The sequence below is a fragment of the Candidatus Abyssobacteria bacterium SURF_5 genome (assembly GCA_003598085.1).
In the GTDB taxonomy this organism is placed as follows: Bacteria; Abyssobacteria; SURF-5; order SURF-5; family SURF-5; genus SURF-5.
On sequence record QZKU01000120.1, the window covers coordinates 1 to 17,798 of the forward strand.

14 protein-coding genes are annotated in these 17,798 nt (G+C 47.6%); 3 read left to right on the forward strand and 11 right to left on the reverse strand.

Annotation, left to right across the window (positions count from 1 at the left end; translation table 11 throughout):
• Nucleotides 1-301: 301 nt before the first annotated feature.
• From C4520_17500 to C4520_17510, 3 genes are all read left to right on the forward strand, one after another.
• Nucleotides 302-709 carry a very short patch repair endonuclease gene (locus tag C4520_17500; GenBank protein ID RJP17116.1) on the forward strand — a complete coding sequence of 136 codons (408 nt, stop codon included), beginning with the start codon at nt 302-304 and terminating at the stop codon, nt 707-709.
• A 68-nt stretch (nt 710-777) separates the two neighbouring features.
• Nucleotides 778-1,845, forward strand: coding sequence for a DNA cytosine methyltransferase (locus tag C4520_17505; protein RJP17117.1), 1,068 nt, complete (start codon nt 778-780; stop codon nt 1,843-1,845).
• Nucleotides 1,832-3,475 (forward strand): DNA mismatch repair protein, encoded by a 1,644-nt coding sequence (locus C4520_17510; protein RJP17118.1) that lies wholly within the window; start codon nt 1,832-1,834, stop codon nt 3,473-3,475. Before C4520_17505 ends, C4520_17510 begins: the two co-directional genes overlap by 14 nt.
• Before the next feature lie 77 nt (nt 3,476-3,552).
• Here the strand turns inward: C4520_17510 and C4520_17515 are convergent, their stop codons facing one another.
• From C4520_17515 to C4520_17565, 11 genes are all read right to left on the reverse strand, one after another.
• Nucleotides 3,553-4,944 (reverse strand): radical SAM protein, encoded by a 1,392-nt coding sequence (locus tag C4520_17515; GenBank protein RJP17119.1) that lies wholly within the window; start codon nt 4,942-4,944, stop codon nt 3,553-3,555.
• Between the two features lie 46 nt (nt 4,945-4,990).
• Nucleotides 4,991-5,992 carry a hypothetical protein gene (locus C4520_17520; GenBank protein ID RJP17120.1) on the reverse strand — a complete coding sequence of 334 codons (1,002 nt, stop codon included), beginning with the start codon at nt 5,990-5,992 and terminating at the stop codon, nt 4,991-4,993.
• A gap of 14 nt (nt 5,993-6,006) precedes the next feature.
• The gene (locus tag C4520_17525) at nt 6,007-7,647 is read right to left on the reverse strand and encodes a hypothetical protein (GenBank protein RJP17121.1); all 1,641 of its coding nucleotides are present in this window, start codon (nt 7,645-7,647) and stop codon (nt 6,007-6,009) included.
• Entirely contained in the window at nt 7,634-9,226 is a 1,593-nt protein-coding gene (locus C4520_17530) for a ParA family protein (GenBank protein RJP17122.1), read from the reverse strand. Before C4520_17530 ends, C4520_17525 begins: the two co-directional genes overlap by 14 nt.
• 33 nt (nt 9,227-9,259) lie before the next feature.
• Entirely contained in the window at nt 9,260-10,036 is a 777-nt protein-coding gene (locus C4520_17535) for a hypothetical protein (protein ID RJP17123.1), read from the reverse strand.
• A 4-nt stretch (nt 10,037-10,040) separates the two neighbouring features.
• On the reverse strand, nt 10,041-11,687 hold the full coding sequence (locus C4520_17540) for an APC family permease (GenBank protein RJP17124.1): 1,647 nt from the start codon (nt 11,685-11,687) through the stop codon (nt 10,041-10,043).
• A 27-nt stretch (nt 11,688-11,714) separates the two neighbouring features.
• Nucleotides 11,715-12,656, reverse strand: a complete 942-nt coding sequence (locus C4520_17545) for a metallophosphoesterase (GenBank protein ID RJP17125.1) — start codon at nt 12,654-12,656, stop codon at nt 11,715-11,717.
• Nucleotides 12,657-13,164: 508 nt separating this feature from the next.
• Complete coding sequence (locus tag C4520_17550) at nt 13,165-13,419, reverse strand: hypothetical protein (GenBank protein RJP17126.1); 255 nt, start codon at nt 13,417-13,419, stop codon at nt 13,165-13,167.
• Complete coding sequence (locus C4520_17555; GenBank protein RJP17127.1) at nt 13,416-13,769, reverse strand: hypothetical protein; 354 nt, start codon at nt 13,767-13,769, stop codon at nt 13,416-13,418. Before C4520_17555 ends, C4520_17550 begins: the two co-directional genes overlap by 4 nt.
• A 572-nt stretch (nt 13,770-14,341) precedes the next feature.
• Nucleotides 14,342-15,190, reverse strand: a complete 849-nt coding sequence (locus C4520_17560; protein ID RJP17128.1) for a hypothetical protein — start codon at nt 15,188-15,190, stop codon at nt 14,342-14,344.
• 1,249 nt (nt 15,191-16,439) lie between these two features.
• Nucleotides 16,440-17,786, reverse strand: coding sequence for a hypothetical protein (locus tag C4520_17565; protein RJP17129.1), 1,347 nt, complete (start codon nt 17,784-17,786; stop codon nt 16,440-16,442).
• Between the last annotated feature and the right edge of the window lie 12 nt (nt 17,787-17,798).

The window sequence follows — 17,798 nt, forward strand, 5'->3', positions numbered from 1 at the left end:
TCGGCGCTTGCGTTATGGATGCCCTCCAAAATCAAAAGATGGTAATTAAGGAGGGAAAAGGAGATTTTTTTCTTGACTTTGGTTTTTAGAGATGACCCTTCTTGACTTGGAAGGCAACGCAGAGAACTGCAGACGGATTTTCTTTCGGGGAACCGACAACAAACAAAAACAAGAGATCGGAATAGGCAAATGGAGTTGTTTTCTTGAGAAAACCATCGATTTTGACAATCAATTGTGGAAGCGGTAAAATTCTAAAGACAGCTTATCTCCGGATAAGCAGGAGAGGCTCGCTTGATTTGAGATGGTAGACATTTTTTCTCCTCAAAAACGAAGCTGGATAATGTCTCGTGTTCGGGGAACGAATACGAGGTCAGAGAAGAAGGTCTTCAGCCACCTGAGGAAGGAAGGGATATATTTCCAGAAACATTATAGAAGAGCACCCGGTAATCCCGATGTGGCTCTTCCCAGGAAGAAATTATGTGTTTTCATAGACGGAGATTTCTGGCATGGAAGGCGGATCAAGGAAACGTCCGATAAGCTACCACCTTTTTGGAGAGAAAAGATATTGACGAACATCAGGCGGGATATCCGGAATAAGAGGAAGTTGCGAAAATTGGGATGGAAGACCATGCGTGTTTGGGAGTCGGATTTGAAGAAGAAGCCCGAAAAGACTCTCGAAAAGATTGTTGATTTTCTGTCTGAACGATAGTGGGAAGTCGAAGCGCAGAATTCCTGTACCCATCCGCAGCGATGAATATAGTTTTTTCTAAGGTTATTATGCCATCTACGAAAAAAATAAAAGTGATAGATCTCTTTTGCGGCATAGGCGGTCTGACACATGGATTCATCAAGGAGGGACTGGACGTAATCGCTGGGATCGATAATGATTTGGGCTGCAAGTTCGGTTACGAGTATAACAACCGAACCACCTTCATCGGTAAGGATATCCTTGACGTCTCCGCCGAGGAAGTGACCGATCTTTTCGGCCCATGCAAGAATACGATCAGGGTTTTGGCGGGTTGCGCCCCATGTCAGCCGTTCTCCAAATTGAACCTGAAGGAGATAACGGATAAACAACTTGAGCCTTTGGGAAAATTCGGTCAGCTGATTGAAGAAGTCGAGCCGGATATAGTATCTATGGAAAACGTGATCGGTCTGGCGGACGAAAAGAAATACCCGATATTCAGGACTTTTCTAGATGCGTTGGGGAGGAAGGGATATAAATATAAATATGAGATCGTGAACGCATCGGAGTACGGAGTTCCTCAGGATCGAAAGCGCTTGGTTCTGCTCGCATCAATGTTCGGGAATATCGCATTGATCAAGCGCACCCATAAACACAAGAAGATAACGGTCAGGGATGTGATCAGTGATTTGGAACCGATTGAAGACGGCGAGGTCAGCGCGATTGATCCGCTTCACCGGGCGAGGAAACTCAGTCCTCTGAATCTGAGACGCATAAAGGCGACACCTCATGATGGAGGCAATTCCGGCAGTTGGAGAAAAGCCCTGATTTTGAAATGTCATAAAAAGAAATCCGGCAAGACATACAAGAGTACGGTGTATGGACGAATGCGTTGGGATCAACCCGCACCTACGATGACGACACAATGTGTTGGCCTCGGCAATGGCCGTTTCGGCCATCCTGAACAAGATCGGGCGATAAGCCTTCGAGAGGCAGCTATTTTACAAACTTTCCCCCAAAACTACAAGTTCGTCGCTCCGGATAAGCAGATTATCACCGCGCACGTTGCAAAGTTTATCGGAAACGCGGTGCCGGTGAGGCTTGGAGCCGTTATCGGCAGAAGTATCAGAGAACATATAGAGCAATATGCCAGAAGATAAATTCACATTCGAAATATCGTTGAGCGTCTTGGATCACCTTGGACGAAACCTCTACAGAAGTTTTGCGACTGTCCTCGGCGAAGCCATTTCAAATTCCTGGGATGCGGACGCCAAAAACGTATGGATTTACGTCGATAGAGACAAGAACAGTTTCTTTATAAAAGACGACGGTAGCGGAATGACTGCGCTCGATTTTCAAAATAAGTTTCTAAAGATAGGCTATTCTAAAAGAAGAGAAGGGCACACGGCTTCGTCGAGCGGAAGGCCGTATATCGGCCGAAAAGGTATAGGGAAATTGGCGCTTCTGTCATGCGCGGATAAAGTACACGTTATTTCCAAGAAAGAGGGCACAGATTACATCGGCGGGGTCATTGATAACTCCGGTTTGGACCGAGCCATAACAGACGACCTTACCCCTGGGCAATATCAATTGGGAGAACCGAACTTACCCATTTTCGAATCGTATGCCGGTGGACACGAAAAGGGCACTATCATCTACTTTGAGAATATCAAAGACGGGATCAGGAGCAGTTTGGATTTCTTGAAAAAGATTATCGCGCTTTATTTCAGGTTTTCGCTCTTGGATGATTCATTTAATGTCTTCATTGACGACGAAAAAATAACACTTGATGATCTAAACGATCTTGCCGAGAAAACCGAGTTCTTGTGGCGAATCAATGACCTTGACGATCCGTATATCAACGACAAATTAACGAAGTTGAAAGAACCCGTAAAAAACATAGAAATGTCGGCGAATGTCAAAGGTTTTATCGCATCCGTCAGTAAACCGAGGGACCTTAAAGTTATTGGCACAGACGAAAGAGTAAGTGTCGACCTCTTCGTGAATGGTAGGTTACGCGAGAGAGATATCTTGAAGCATATCCCAACCGCTCGACTTGCGGAAAATTACTTTTACGGACAAATCCATTTCAACGAACTGGACGATGGAAGAGACAGATTTACGACGAGTCGTGAAGGAATAGTTGCCGAGGACCCGAAGTACAAAGAATTTCTCGAAGATTTGCGACGCAAAATATCCGAAATCCTCGAAGACTGGGACGAATGGAGAATAAAAAACAGAAAAGAGGGCGATGTGGAGAGCGAGAGAATTTCTAAGAAAGAAAGGGCCTCTATCGGATTATATAATGCTGTTTCGGGAGAGTATGAGCCGCCTAAAGATTCCGTAAATCGAAGAAAGGTCGACAGATGGGTAGACGAATTGAGAGATGATGCCGCTTTCAACTTTGAATCATACGCGGAGTGTTTTGTTTCCGAAAATCTGGTCCGGAAATACATTCGCGACAAGAATCTCGCTGTATCGGCAGCAGCGCAAACGGAGATTTCGGAGAAGAAGCGACGGGAGACATTGAGCAAGCAAGATGGCAACGTAAACATTGATATAAGAAAAAATAACGACGACTTGAGTTATTTGGACATGTCTTATCTCGCAAGACAAGCCGATGTTACTGGTGTCCGAAACACGCTCCACAATGATTCCAAGGAATACAAACCGATCAGGGACGCAATTGCGCATACCGCTCTCCTGACCGACGAAGCGAAACGGCGACTGACTTCGGTATACGAGAATATAAAGGCGAGAGTGAAAACCTTGCTTTCCGGAAATGCTTGATACCTTCGAACGTCCACCATTCTGTCCGCTAGCGCGTGCATGCAAACTTTCGTACCCCACAATTCGATAAAGGATATTCAATTGAGAGCTTTGTCAATAGCAACCCAAAATTCGGAAAAGCTCTTTTCATACTCCGGGTGGAGGGACAGGAATTGATCAACATGATCCTTGTATGCAGCCCCGGTATAAAATTCCACCAGTAGCTCGTGGCGAAGCTGCAAAAGTCGCTGTTTTGCAAGATAGGGGTGATCCATCACAGGGTGCGCGGTATCAAATTTTGACCAATCTTTATCCAGCGCATTCTTATTCACGTCTTCATACCATTCAGTGCCAGGAAATGGAGTCGCAAAGGTTAGCCGCAGTCTAAGACCCGGTAACTTGCACAATTCCCTAAAGGCCTTTCGAATTGACTCCTCGGTTTCATGTTCAAAACCTATCATATAAAAAATGAAGGGTATAATGCCCACGTTGGCGGTTTCCGTTATAGACCTCTTGATTTCGAGGGCGGATTGGCGCTTCTTCTGGTCCTTCAGTATCAGCGGATCCAGCGTCTCCACACCATAACATAAACAGACACACTTCGCCTGTCTCATTTTCGTTAGAAGAGCCTTGCTTAACCCGATATTCGCGCAGCTTGACCAATAAATATCCGGATCAAGCCTCTTTTCCATCTCGTCGCATAAGGCAAAAAGTCTCCTCTCATTGATATTTATGCTGAGATCTTCTATAAAGAACATGTTTATCCGATGGTTCTTGTGGACGTGGTTCATCTCTGCGACGACATCAGACGGAGACCTGAATCGAGGCCTTCTGCCCCACATCCTGTTTGATGAGCAGAAATAGCAGGAGCGGACGCATCCTCTTGAATGGACGATAGGCGCATATCTCAGTCTTGAGCTTTCCGGATAGAAAAGACACCCTTCAGTCTGAAGATCGTAGAACTGCGGAGCGCGGACCGGCCACCGGATCGAGTCTAGGTCAGCAATCAATTCCCTAGGAGCGTTTATCTTGACGTTGTCGTTCTCGAGATAGGCAATTCCCTTGACCTTCTCCAGGGAAGAACCCTCCTCAATGCAGTGGAGTAGTTCCTTGAGAGTATCCTCTCCTTCACCATAAACTACAACGTCAAGCGATCCATTCGAATCGAGCAAGGTTTGTTGAGGAAGCGCAGTAGGATGATAACCACCCACAACGATAGTCAGGTCCTTCTTTTTTTCCTTAAGCTCTTGGCAGAGAGAGAGGGAGGCAATAAAATCCTTTGTGTAAACCTCCAGCAGGACGACATCAGGGTCATATCCAATTATCTCGTCAAGGAGCTTGTCCTTTCCCTGCCAATCGAAAAAAAGTCTAATATTGTGGCCGTCATCCTCGGCGGCCGCCATGACGTATTCGAGACCTATGGGCTCTTCAGGCTCAGGATCAAGAAAGTTCCTGCCTGGAATATCCAGATGAATCCCCGCGATTTTCACTCAAGATTACTCTTAAAAGGACAAACAGATTACGATTTGTCACATTTCAGCCAATTGCCCGTTTCTCTGGTTCCAACGCCTCAATCTCTCCCTGAAAATTCGATTCATAAAACGGCTTTTTATTGCCGGCTTTTCGGTTTACTGTGCCCTCCCAGACATAATAGGGCCTTTTAGCTTGCTTATCATGCATGGCTGAAAAAATCAGTTCTATCACATCGCCTCTTACAACCGGTACTGTATGCTTGATGGCAAAATAACTCTGTCCCCAGCATGTTGGAGGCGCCCAGGGAGACGTATCAAGTATCACGTCCCCGGTGAGTTCGGTGACGAACCATGCCGCAAAACCGGTGAATCTAGCGTTTCTCGAAACGGAAAATCTGAACTTTCGCCTGAAAAAAATCTCAGTATGACCATATAGGTCAATCGCGTCAAGCCTTTCCGGCTTTGACAGAAGTTCACTGGGAGGCATCCCGATTATCTCGTAATATGCCTTGAAAGGGCGCCGAGCCTCATACGGAGCAACAATCAGGTCCTTCTCATAGACACTCGAGATTTGAGAATACGCTTCCTCCGCACAAACCGGACAGATGAAAACGTCAATTTTCTTTGGAATTATTGCGCCGCCCGATTTTAAAAACCGACCTCTAGCGTCTTCTATTACGGAAGATATACCCTCATCATTGCCAATGCCGCCGATTATCTCGGCTATCAGCACATCTACCTTTTCCGGCAGGGATATGCTAAAGGACGACCCAAATATTAAGCTCACTGAGTCTTGCATCCCGGCCGAAATGATGACCCGCTCCGCGAAGCGCAGTATCTCCGGTTCTTTCTCGATGGCATACACCTTCTTAGCGCCAGCTCTCGCCGCGGCTCTTGAAAGAATCCCGCAGCCGGCACCTATTTCCGCGACACAACAGCCTTCACTGACTACCTGCTCGATTGCGTTCTGGAAGGGTACCACCCGATTCTCATCAGAAATGTACAGTAAGTGAAGAGCAGGATTAGAATAGAATGGATGTTCCACATAATGAGGAATTAGTAACATCGTTTTTTCCTCAACTAACAATAACTGGTCACATCTCCAGGGTCTTTCAGAATTCTATTTTTTCCAGGAAGAGCATTGACGAGGTCGAGAAAATTATTGCTGAATATGCTAACTGCTCTTTTAAAAACTTCAATTTTTTCTTCTCTTTCTCCAATACTAGGATCCCCGCCAAGCTCCTTCAGTAGTTGTTTTTGCGATTTCCTGAAGTCATGGCACAATGTGTCCACTAGGTCTAAGTTCAAATCCGGGTGAGTCTTTAGATATTGGAGAAGTGCAACAAGATATTTCTTTTCTTTCTTGGAAGCCGAAATACCGTCAACCCTTTTAATGATAGAGGCATTTCTAAGCTTCTTGTTCAGCAAGATAACGTTTAGAGATCTCAGCTGCACCTGGAGGTCGAGAGGATTCTCTCTGAAAGCTTCATTCAAATGACAGCAATCTAGAATGTCATTCCCAATCGATTCGTTAAATAATCTATTCACCCCATCTTCAAAATCTGTACTACTCAAGCATTTCCCAAAAGCTCTTTCTCTTTTCCTAAAGTCTCTCCAATAGTAACATTGGAAAAGTTTTCTTTGAGGTGCAAAAATTAGATACACCTTATCATCCACGTCGGCAGTTACAGTAAGATTCTTTATTGTTATGGTCTCATATCTACTGAACTTTTGGATACCATCCACCAGGGCGAGCAAGAAGAGGAATGGATCAGAAACCATCCTCTGATTTCTTCTTGCGTTGTTTCTTTTGTAGAAGTTGTGTCTGTGCCAGTGGTGCTCATGAATTATTCTTTTTGCCACAGCAAGAGCAATCCTTGCGGTTCCATTGCCGCGCTCCACTTTTCTACGACGTAAGTTGTACCTGCTCCAATATTGATGGCAATAATGAGTATATAATGAGTTTCGGCCCCCCAAAGAAGGATTTTCCTCAAAACATGCGTCACATACATGATCGAGACATTCTAATGTTTGCCTCCTAGGCAAAGCTCCGCTCAAAGTAGCCTCCTGTTTGATTAAGGGCATGGCTTCAGAAATGCAGCTTAAAACCTTACTAACATTGTAGAGAGCGGATAAGGGATAGCCGGAATCATGAAAAAACGAGATGAAATGCCAGATATAACGCATAAAGTCGTTTTTCAAAATAAATCCATTACGATGTCCTCTGATGGATGGATGCAATTTTGTGGCCTGTTTATAAAAGGCATCTCTCAACGGCTTGTCCATCCAATAGAGCAACATATCTCCTAGCAGAAAGACCCATAATGTATGAAATATATGATGGTCCGGGGCTGCTTTCCTGATTCCAATGTTTTTAGTATCGCCATCCTCCTTCGGAAGCCACCAAAGAACTCTGGTTATCCAGTCCACCCCGAATAAGTACCGATATGGCAGCACCTCAGTCGTCTCACCAAATAAGGGGGTATTATCTACCTTGTATTCAGGAAGCTGAGTTTGTTCCTGTAAAATCCGAATAAGCCTGCAATATCCTCTGCAAATTTTTGGATTATGCAGATCCTTCGATAATTCCTTTTCAAAGTCTGCATCACTAGCTCTCAATGGTTCAGAGACTCGATTCATACTTGAGAAGGCAAGCCCATGTTTGCCCAAAAGTATCTCTTTGACTAATTCATCCACCTTGTCCCATTCAAATAGTTTCATCCTTCAAGATCCTGATTAGCCCTGACTTCATAATTTGGTCTTCGATGCCTGATAATGTTTTAATGAATTTCTCAAACCTCCTATTTGTGCTCGCCTCGCTTTCGAAGCTATCAAATTGAGTGAATTCAGCCAAGGCTTTATCAAAATTAATGGAGTAGAAATGCAATTTATTTTTTATGAGCTTGTTACCCCCTTCTGGATATTCATAATAATCTATCATTTCATTAATGAAGCCAAGTTCGTCTGGACTTTCCGTTTTTGGAACCTCCGCTTGAAGCCAATCTACAAAGTGCGGATAGGGTCCTGGTTTAATTCTCTTGTTCGCAATCCAATGTACGTCTTGAAACAAAAGCGTATAGTAGACATCCCAATGCATGTTATAAGAATTAAGAATGATATCCAAAGCATCAGACGAGGAAACGATGATTAGTGCAGAATTCCTTACTTTCAAATAGTTCAGCAGCTTTTCATTACCAAACACCAGCCCCGGCGAACAATCTAAAATTATAAAATCAAACCTGCTGGTTGCTTCGAGCTCCTCCAGCAGGTCCTTCAAATATTTCTCATTTCCTGACATTCGCCAAGATAGCATCTGCTGCCAAACCAGGCTTGCGGGATTAGTCCAAATAGTAAGGTCTGCTTTATAGCGCCTTTGGATTTCTTTGGCTGTCTTTCTCAATTCTTTCTTTTCCGCTTTTGATCCGAAGAGATGAAACAACCGCCTATAATCCTTATTTGAAGCTACTTCGCCATTCGATGGAACGAGTAAGGACATTAAAGATCCACTAAAATCGAAATCAACAAGGGCTACCTTCTTCTTCTCTTTCAGTAACAAGTCTGCGATGCAAAAAGCCAAAGTAGTCTTACCCACGCCACCTTTCATCGAATTAACAGAGATTATCTTTGTTTTACGGGCTCTTTTTTTGGGTTCTTCAAGATATTCTAAGTTTGCCGTTACTCCTTGTACGTAATCGTCTATCAGTGTATTGCAATACCTTTTTTTCTCAAGGATATCACAGAAACTCATCCAAAAAGCCTTCTTCTCTTGCAGCGGCCAAGCTAACTCTGCAATGCATAACTCTTTAAGGAAGTGGTCACAAAGAGATTCGGAAATCTTAAGCGGAGACCTTTGTAGAGACAATCTTTTAGCGAGCTTTTCACTGAGCTTCCTCCTCTCTTCCGTCGGATTCCCACGAGTGGGAGTTTTCACCTTATCTATCTCCTTTCCCTTCCGGTCTTCATAAAGAAGGGCACAGAGAGACATGAGGAGGTCATTTACCAGTAGCTTTTGGGGGCTACTTTGGGGGTCGGAAATGTAATAAGACAGAAGGGAAAATATATGAAGAAAATTCCTAGAAGAAGTTTCATTTAGTTGTCTCAAAGCACCAATAAATCTCTCAATCCCATTACTGATAAGTTCGTTCGCTTTACCTATTGCATTTTTCTCAAGCGGATAATACCCTTTTCTGATTTCCATAATGAACTCGCGGAACTTCTTATCGCTTGGCTCTTTGAAAAGGGTATTCAGATAGTCCTGCCATAGTTGGATGATATCTGACGTTAATTTTTCTTCCGGCATCAATATCTCCGATCTGTCTCCGTAATAGAAAAACTACGGTTCTTCGGGCAATTCGTACCATCTTACCCTGGTTCCCAGAAGCGCGCGCATTTTCCATCTTATTGTTTTCGGAGCCTTCTCAAGTAGTTGGTCTATCTGTCGAAGCGCCTCGCTTGCAGACGAGGCATCCTCCTCGTTCAACTGTTTCATGAGAGGCTCCTTCAAGATCCTGTTGAGTGTCAGCTTGCTAGTTTTCCATAACCCCCAATCGCGTCCGAAGCAGGATGATAACCTTGTTCGAGTGGTTGTGCGCAACTGGAGCTCCTGTTCTGGTTCTTTAAAGATGGAAGCCGTCAATAGTAGCGCCACCAGATCCTTCACGTCTCGTTGATTCAGTTCAACCACCTGAAGTTTGGTCAGCAGCAGGTCCCCCTCGTCCAAGGTAAGCTGTGCATTTTTCAGTGAAGCCGAGAGATCGATAACATGGCACATACTGAACTTGTTCAGGAAAATATCAATCTTAATTCTTTCAAGAGGATGAAAAAACAACAGACGGCGATGTCCGGCCAAGAAATTGAATTCTTTAGCAGGCTGAAAATTGTATGACGTTAAGTATTCTTCTATTAATTCCCGTTGTCGTGAATGGGCCGCAAAATCTATATCCTGGTATACCCTCTTCAGAACGGGATTTCTTTCGATTGCCTTTTTGCAAAGCAAAGCTATGCCAATTCCTCCCAGCAGCTTTAAAGCGATTCCTTTTTTTTCAGCTTCTTCAGCAAGCTCAACTGCACGACAGCATAAAGCATCGCTCAATTCAAAAACCCCAGTCAATGACTTATTCAGGAGGCAGCTCCCTAAATGCGTACTCGATGTTAATGCCTTGCATTCTCCTGAAGACTTTGATAAGGATATAGATTGCCAGACCGGAAAGAAGGACAGCCAAGTTGACGAGGAACATTTTGAAAGGAATCCCTGCCCCATAGCCAGCGTCGGTGGAGGGGAAAATGCTGATTCCGGAATAAGGATCAAGAAGCGCCGTAATTTGAACTGAGAAAACTCCCAGAAATGCGAATATTCCAAAAATGGTAATCAATGGAATTTTGCCTATTTTCCAGTTTACCGGAGATGATTCGAATACTTGCCGTTTTCTGTAGGGCAAAATAATTGCTGCCAAAGCTGTTATAAGAAAGGTCACGAACGCTCCCGCTAATCCTACGATAAAAGCAAACGCCGGAACATACGCATACAGGTAAACACTAATCTCACAAATTATCCCACACACAATCAGTGAATAGACTGGAGTATGAAATCGGGGACTGACTCTGGAGAGAAATTCGGGGGCAATGCGGTCCAATGACCATGCCAGCATGTTCCTAGTTACGGCTCCAAGTACCAAGGGAGCAAATGCGATCGCCCAGTAGGTTAAACCGAGGATTATGATAATACCGACAATACGCGAAGACAACCCAGCAGCGGCCAGTTCAGCATAGTTCGGCTGGACCCCAATCCCTTGTCCGATAGCAGTGAGGTAATTAATTGCACCAATCGTGTCGAAACCGACCGTCTTCTTAAAGGCGACAGACGCGAGAAAGGCAAAAAAACCGATGACAACAACCGAACCAATTAAACCAATCATCTGGGAATGCCGTGCGTTCTTTATTTCGCCGCCAAAATAGGTTGTTGTATTTCCCCAGAATAGGAAATTCGCCGGCCAGTAAAATATTAAGAGCGTCGCCAGAAGACTGAATGGAGCTGTCGCATAACCATTCTCCCGCGCTTTAGCTGTTAAAGAGGAAAGCATCTCTTTTTGACCCGTAATTTTTCCAAAATACAAGTTGAAATTCGTAGTGTAATTTTCTCGTGAAGTTATAAGCAAAAAGAAGATCGCTAGCGCTACGCTGGTCAGTCCGATCACAAAATACCAGCCCTGTATTTGGGCCATCATCCGCGTGTTCAAGATGCTTCCAATAATTATGAGGAGAAGCACGGCAGAGCCAACCACAAAAGCTCCGTAAGGTGCTGATAACCATTCTGCCGATTTCAACAATGACTCCGAGTTCCACATTACGCCGATAAAGCGGAACAGGGTGCTTAGCCCGTATTGAGAAAACAAGACGCAGCTGACTCCCGCATAGAATAGGATCCAGATCGACATGTTCCAGTTGGACATAAACCCTACGGCAGGTGAAATGATCCTAGAATTGTAAACATATTCGCCCCCTGAGCGGGCATAGGTCGAAGCAAGCATTGCGTTAATCAATGCCATGGGAATAGCGGCGACCGCGCCAAGAATGCAAGCCAACATCATGCTTGCTCCAGGATGGAAGGAAGGTATGTACAAAAAGGAATAAATCAGAATGAGGCCGATGTTAATAAAAGAAGAATTGAAGGCAAATGCGTGCCATGCAGACAATTCCCTCACAAGCCCAGTTGCTTTTCGTGCAAAATAGACTCCTTCTCTTTCATTCGCTCTTGTTGTCATGCTGGTATGACCTCCTCAAGTGGCCATTCATGCTGAAACAAATTGGTACCTTATCTTATTCTTTTTGACTATATCGACAATTACTCCTCTCAAAATACCATTGATATATTCGCTGCCGGGATTGAAGGAAATAGTTCGACCGATTTGGTCTCTACCTCTCGATTCATGGCAATGGCCGTGAAACGTAAGAAGCGGATCATATTTTTTGATTACATTTAATACCGCTTTGCTTCCCACGTGGATCATGCAGGGGCGGCCCCAGCGTGTTTTCAGATTCAGTTGCTCGTCGACTTGCGGCGCATAATCAAGGCTCGTCCCATAAGGAGGGCAATGGATATTAAGAATGGAAGAAGTGGCATTTTCTAATTGAGCAGCCAAGGCTTCGAGCTCTTCGGCCAATTCAGCTTCTTCCATTTCCCGAGGGCTTCCGAATGGAGTCGGATTGCTCTGACCAAAACTGATCATCTCATAGGTATTACGTAGTATAACCTTTCGTCCTTCAGTGTTCAGGAGTCGGGGGGAACCATTTAAAACTTCTTCCACAACAGGTGTATCGTCATTTCCAGGCATTACGTAGCATTCCACGTCTTTCGGAAGCCGCTGCTCTGCAAACTTCAACCACTCTCTCAATGAAAGACGGATAGCACTCTCGAAAGCATTGTCTAGGGCGTCAGGCTCAATTTTGATTCGAGAGGCCTCCTCACTATTCATACGTCGTGGATAAAAACCGATCATCCTCGCATTGTTTTCGAATTTTTGGATCTCGACTTCGTGGCGCAGGATATATTCTTTTCCCATGAAAGAGGCTCTATACGAACCACCGCCAATATCTATGATAGGGACAAGCGCCTTGCCGGCTAGATCACCGCCCAAAATGAGAACGTCAGCTTCGTATGATGTGGCCGCATTTATGAATTTTTTAAAGCAGGGTTCGGAACCATGGATATCACTGGCATAAAATATACGCATGCCTCTCTCTTCAAAGCGACAGACCTTAAATAAGAAACATTAAATCATTTTTTGACTGCAAAAATCAAGGCCCCACTTCTATTGGCACATTTTTCGTTCTGGAAGTGAATGCTTTCCAGAAGCGCAGTGCAATAATTCTGCCACTCTAAATAGATTAGTCAGACTTAAATGTGACAAGGACCGGCTGGCTACATAAGCCCAATAAAACACTATAGTTGCGTCAGCAGCGATTCGTTCTGCTCGTAAGCCTTTTCAAGAGTTTTGGAGCAGAAATTTCTGCCAGAGGGAAAAAAAATGTAAGCACCTTGCATGGTTCCTGTATCATGCGATCTGAATCAACTTTACTTATCATTAAATCTCAGCGCTTTGTTCTTTTGATTCGAAAAGGCGATCAGGCAAGAAATTCTGGTTGCTCAGTTTTAATTGCACCTTTTTGCCTATTTTGGACACCTGCCATAGCCAAGCAATTTTCTCAGACAGCCCCCGATTAGTTTATGCTAATTGTGTCCTAATTCGTGCCCAACAGGATCAGGAAGGCAGGCCGGAGGCCTGACTTAGGCCAAAAGGCAAAGGGATAAAGGCAAAGGGGCAAGACCGGCAATGGAAGCGAATTCCACGAGCGGCGGGAGGTTATTCCGGCCGCCAATCTCTGGCGCCATGGATGATTCCGGTAAATATAAGCCTCTTCACCGCTGATGAGATACATGATGCGGATGGCTTCTTCTTGGTGGTTGAATTTAGAGATTCGTCGCACGCGAATCACGCGAGGCTCGTGAAAGGCTGGGCAAGGTCAGACGTGATTTCGACAATCATACGTGAAGAGGAAGGCTGAAATGGCGCGGCTGTGCCGCGCATCCTGGATTCCCGCTTAAGGCCTGCGGGAATGACGAAAAGGGAAGTCGTAAGCGGGCGACCCAGCGGGTCGCCCCTACGGAGGGTAATGAGATCGCGGTGGGGGGTATAATCGGCGTGTGCCGGCGGTTTGAAGAGAGATCCTTCGCCGTCGCTCAGGATGACAACGAAGACATCGCATCGGCGTGTATCACGCGAGGCGCGGGAGTAAGAAAAGAACACCACGCGAGCCGCGTGGCAGGCATGGCTGACGCCGCGCATCCTGGATTCCCGCTTAAGGCCTGCGGGAATGACGAAAAGGGCGGCGGCACAGCAGGCAGGGCAGGAATGACGAAAAGAGCGGTCGTAAGCGGGCGACCCAGCGGGTCGCCCCTACGGTGGGGAATGGGATCAGGTTGGTGGGAAATAATCGGCGTGTATCTGCGTTCATCACGCGAGGCGCGTGACCATGCGAAGCGCTTGGCAGGCAAGGTCAGGCGGTTTGAAGAGAGATCCTTCCCCCGGATCATGTCCGGGGTCAGGATGATCCCGCGAAGCGCGGGATTTCGCGTACGCTCAACAAGAAGAGGAAGGTTCATATGGCGTGGCTGTGCCGCGCATCCTGGATTCCTGCCTAAGGCATGCAGGAATGACGAGAAAAAGAATCAGTGTGCATCCCGGTTATGAATTTCTTTGCGTCTCTGCCCCTTGGCGGTTTGGTCTGTCCGAGAGCAAAAAAGATTTCCCCTCCGCTCGGGCTTGAGCGGAGGGGAATCCAACGTAGTGAACGAATCAAGTCGGGCCGAGCGAAGCTTGCAGCAGCTCAGGCCCCGACTTGACGCCAATACTGATGGTTACTGCCTCGTGAACCGCCGGGACCCGGTGCTGGTGATGATCGTTCGCGGCGTGTGATTCAAATCCACCCCGCGCACCCGCCAGTAAAGCTGGACGCCGACCGGCACCTTGTTCCACACCGAAAGCGGCATCGTCCAACTGTTTGTTCCGATCATCAGCCCCAGATCCTCATATGTAGAGTAGTACGTGGCGAAACCGGGTGAGGCGCTCACATCGACGGCGAACTTGTTGTTCGCTCCTCCGTCGGCAGCCCAGGTGAACGTCGGCGGCGACGTCACAACCGCCAGGTCCGCGGGCGAAACCAGATCGATCTGCGTCAGATCGGTCGGCGGAAGAAAAACCTCGAACTCATTTGTCAGGACATTTTGGGAGGTATGGGGAAAGACGGTTGAATTGTCTTTATCAAACGGGGAGCCGAACCAGGATGCGCTCCAGGTGTAGAAGCCCGGCTCGCTCGGCGCCGGCGCCGAAAGCATCACCGGAAACTGCAGCGAGGGATCGCCGGTGCCGTCATCGCCCATTCCCGTCGGGCCGGTCACTCTGTCGATCTCCAGTCCGTTTTCATCAAACAGGATGGCGCGAATCCAGCCGTAGCGGTAGCCGCCGCTGAACGTGACGCTTACGGTCTGTCCCGGCTGATAGCGGTCCAGATCGGTTGTGGCGGTCAGGTTCACCGTCGTACGGGATGAATCCTGCCACACCCCATGCGAATGACATCCATCGCATGTTGCGGAATCATTCGTATGGCAGCCGGCGCATTTTTCGGAAAAAAACCCCGGTTCCGCCGTAACTTCCGAACCCCAAAGGCCGACGTACCACATTGAAAATAAGACGATAATCGCAACCATTACAGCTTTACTTCTCATTGAGAATTCTCCTTGATTCTGATTGGGATTTCAGTTTCTGACCAGCTTGTTTCTGATATGCACCCTCCCTTTCTTCTCGTGACACATCTGAGGCCTCATCAACTGCTGGCGGCTTGCAGGCCCATCACAAGCCAAGGGGTATATGTTGGGTGTTTTCGCCGATTGGGGGGGAAGAAATGCGGCGTAAAAAAGGATGGAACGGATGCTCCCAAACGTTCGAGCGCTCGATGATTCGTTGGGCACAGCCGGAAGTCGGCACGTCTAAGAGCAAGTGCTATGCCACGAACGTGAGGCTCCGGAAATGTTTTTGCCGGGGCCGCCTATCTCCTTTTGCAGTAAGGATATGGCGCGGGAAGAGCCTCGAGGGCGGATTGCTGTCGGATCAAGGAGTATCCTTCTCGGTTACTTTGCTTGACCTCAATTGAGACCGAAAGAGTCTGAAAAGAGGAAAATGCGGGGATGGCGGGCGGGTTTGAAACCCGCCCCTACAGAAATACTGACGAACTAACATGGTGCGAGAATGATTCACGAAGTGCGTGATCGCGCTTCGCTCAACGGAGAAGGGCGGCTGTTATCGGGCGACCCACCGGGTCGCCCCTACGGTGGGGAGTGAGAACGCGTTGGTGGGAACAAGAATGGTTTCCTGGATTCCCGCCTAAGGCCTGCGGGAATGATCACGCCAAACGCGTGACTTCACTTCGTTCAGCGGGGTATGCCATCGGCGTCCATCACGCGAGGCGCGTGACCATGCGAAACGCTTGGCAGGCAAGGTCAGGCGGTATGAAGAGAGAGCCTTCCCCCGGATCATGTCCGGGGTCAGGATGATCCCGCGAAGCGCCCTGCTGAAGCAGGGTTAAGAAACTGTATTTCGCGTACGCTCAACAAGAAGAGGAAGGTTTAGATGACCACGCGAGCCGCGTGGCAGGCATGGCTGGGGCCATGTTCTGGATTCCCGCCTAAGGCCTGCGGGAATGATGGCGGAGGGAAATCCCCCTTAGTCCCCCTTTCGTAAAGGGGGGAATGATGCTCCGGCGGGGTCAGGATGAATCGACGGGCACGTCACTGTTCAGTGCCCCTACATCGGCGTTTATCGGCGTTCATCGGCGGTTATGAATTTCTTTGTGTCTTAGTGCCTTGGTGGTTTAATTCTCTGCCTACCCCTCGTGCGCCCGCTTCCCGCTGGGCGAGCGACTTCCCCGCCCAACGGGATGCGGCCTGATCGGAGAGGAAACTAGAAGAAGACCTGCAGCTTGACTTCGCCGAAAAGCGCCTCATCCGCGTCGTCGGGGAACGCATCTCCAGGAAGAAAATATCCAACCGCAACGCTCGCCCTGAAGTGCTTTCTCGTGCGGTAGCCGACAATCAAATCGATCTCATGCCCCAGCTCCCGCTCGAGCCCGCTCGGGTCCATCTCGATTTCGACGTCGCGTATCTCGTCGGACAGCTCGTGCTGATGGTAATAGTGATAGACGAGATCGAGGGAAAATGACCGGTTCGGCTTGATCCCGATTCCCGCCGTCGCGATTCCCATGTTGCTCAGTTCCGGATCAAAGGCCTCTCCGTAATATTTGAAACGCGTGATGCCCGCGAAAGCGGCGTCGTTATCCTGCAGCCCTGTCTGCCGAAAATTCTCATCGACGTCATCGGAGGGATCGTCGTCTCCGGTGCCGAACGCGTAACCCACCGTGATCGAAGGCCGCAGCGGCAGCTTGAATGTGTACGTGGCGCCCGCGTCACCGCCGAATCCTCTGATATCGTCGTCCCCGCTCTTGCCGTCCACGGACGCAAGCTCCGCCCAATATTCCAGGTGTTTGACCGCCTCGCCCACCAGAGATACTCCATAGAAGATCGGCCGCTCTTCCTCATCGGAGCGGTCATGCCGATAAAACGCGAAGGCGGAAATGATGTTATCGTCAATCGGGCAATAATTGAAAAAAGCCGCGTAATTCGTTATCTCATCCTCTTCCCACCCATGCAGCAGGTCGGGATCGTTTTTCACGCTCGCCGACAGGTCGAGGCCGAGTCGCCAGAACCCGTAGAACAACCGGACGCCATCGAGCTCCTCATCGTAAAGCCATTCTCTCTCGTCTTTGAAGCGCTGTCTGCCGACTTTCAAATCCAGACCGTCAATGACCTCGTCAAAAAGAACATATACCTGCTTCACCTGCAACTTCGTTTTCTCTTCCCGCTCGCGTTCATCGTCGCCCGTTTCTTTCTCCACGATTTCATGCAGAACCTCGAAATCGACGAACGCGCTGATCTTTTCGATTGGGACATAGCGGAATGCGATCTCGACCGACGGCTGTATGACCGACTTGTCATCCGGCTCGCGATTATCCAAATCGAAATTGTCTTCCCACATGAATTCAGACAGCGCATTTATTCCGAAGCGAAGCTCGTCGGTCAGGCGAATGCTTGGTTTGGGAGGCGCATCGAGATCGAAGACGCGCTCGTTATTCTGTTTTGGGTCGGATTGATCGGCATATGCGGCAGCGAGCGCCGCCGCATGAAACATGAAGCAGAGAAGAAGCAGCGCCGGCAGTTTCAAATAGCGGGTATGTATAGTTATCGTGTGCAAGAGTCGCCGCGT

Excerpts from the sequence above, each read along its gene's own strand:
- C4520_17560 (RJP17128.1), bottom strand. The coding sequence starts at position 15,190 with ATGGTTGCGATTATCGTCTTATTTTCAATGTGGTACGTCGGCCTTTGG.
- C4520_17555 (RJP17127.1), bottom strand. The coding sequence starts at position 13,769 with ATGCGCGGCGTCAGCCATGCCTGCCACGCGGCTCGCGTGGTGTTCTTT.
- C4520_17510 (RJP17118.1), top strand. The coding sequence starts at position 1,832 with ATGCCAGAAGATAAATTCACATTCGAAATATCGTTGAGCGTCTTGGAT.
- C4520_17540 (RJP17124.1), bottom strand. The coding sequence starts at position 11,687 with ATGACAACAAGAGCGAATGAAAGAGAAGGAGTCTATTTTGCACGAAAA.
- C4520_17505 (RJP17117.1), top strand. The coding sequence starts at position 778 with ATGCCATCTACGAAAAAAATAAAAGTGATAGATCTCTTTTGCGGCATA.
- C4520_17530 (RJP17122.1), bottom strand. The coding sequence starts at position 9,226 with ATGCCGGAAGAAAAATTAACGTCAGATATCATCCAACTATGGCAGGAC.
- C4520_17500 (RJP17116.1), top strand. The coding sequence starts at position 302 with ATGGTAGACATTTTTTCTCCTCAAAAACGAAGCTGGATAATGTCTCGT.
- C4520_17525 (RJP17121.1), bottom strand. The coding sequence starts at position 7,647 with ATGAAACTATTTGAATGGGACAAGGTGGATGAATTAGTCAAAGAGATA.
- C4520_17520 (RJP17120.1), bottom strand. The coding sequence starts at position 5,992 with ATGTTACTAATTCCTCATTATGTGGAACATCCATTCTATTCTAATCCT.
- C4520_17545 (RJP17125.1), bottom strand. The coding sequence starts at position 12,656 with ATGCGTATATTTTATGCCAGTGATATCCATGGTTCCGAACCCTGCTTT.